Raw genomic sequence first — 855 nt, 5'->3', positions numbered from 1 at the left:
GCGCTTTTAAATCTTTCCGAACTGCTGTGGTCATTCCGCCCTCCGTGCGACCTTCATTTAACGGCGTATTTTGCAAAGTGCAAGTTAGCCACCGCGCACGCTCTATTGTCTTAAAAAAGGAAAAAGACTATAAGACATTATGAGCAACGCAACACGCAACCTGCTGGAACAGAAGCGCAAGCTGTTGAAGCTCCAGCACGCCCGCGTGCAGGCGCGCGACAGTCTGTTGCGGTATTGTCAGTTGCAAATGCCGGATCCGGAAGACCTCGAAAACCCGGATATGTCGCGCTACGTCATCACGCCACAGGCGCAAATCCTTGCGCGCATCCTTGAACTTGTCGAACAGGGCAAGAAAAAGCGCGTGGCCGTGTCCATTGGCCCGCAGCTTGGCAAGAGCCAGATCATTTCACGCGCGTTTCCGGCTTGGTGCACGGGCCGCGACCCGTACCGCAATCTCATGCTCGGCACGTACAACCAGACGTTTGCCGAGGAATTCGGGTCTGAAGTCCGTACCAATATCCAGAACCCGCTTCACCAGGCGGTTTTCCCGAACCATCAGCTGCAGAAAGGTGCGCTCAACCTGCTGATTTCGGAGCAGGGCGGTAAAACAGCGTTCGTTGGCGTCGGCGGTTCCGGTACGGGCAAACCCGCAGACTTCTTCATCGTGGACGACCCTATTCGTTCTGACGAAGACGCGCAGAGCGAGATTTATCGCGAAAACATATGGAAATGGTTCAACGCGGTTGTTTTCACCCGTACGCACTCGAAGTCCGGCATCGTCGTCGTCCATACTCGCTGGCACGAAGATGACCTGATTGGCCGCTTATGCGATCCGAACCATCCCGAGCGCAACAA

At 55.2% G+C, this 855-nt stretch carries 1 protein-coding gene; it reads left to right on the top strand.

Annotated elements, in window-relative coordinates:
• Positions 1-139: 139 nt before the first annotated feature.
• The coding region (locus ACTJKP_RS26980; protein WP_440632845.1) for a terminase large subunit domain-containing protein at positions 140-855 on the top strand (716 nt) is incomplete at its 3' end.

It is taken from the genome of Brucella sp. 22210, from assembly GCF_052045675.1.
In the GTDB taxonomy this organism is placed as follows: domain Bacteria; phylum Pseudomonadota; class Alphaproteobacteria; order Rhizobiales; family Rhizobiaceae; genus Brucella.
This window is presented reverse-complemented; position numbering and strand designations above follow the sequence as displayed.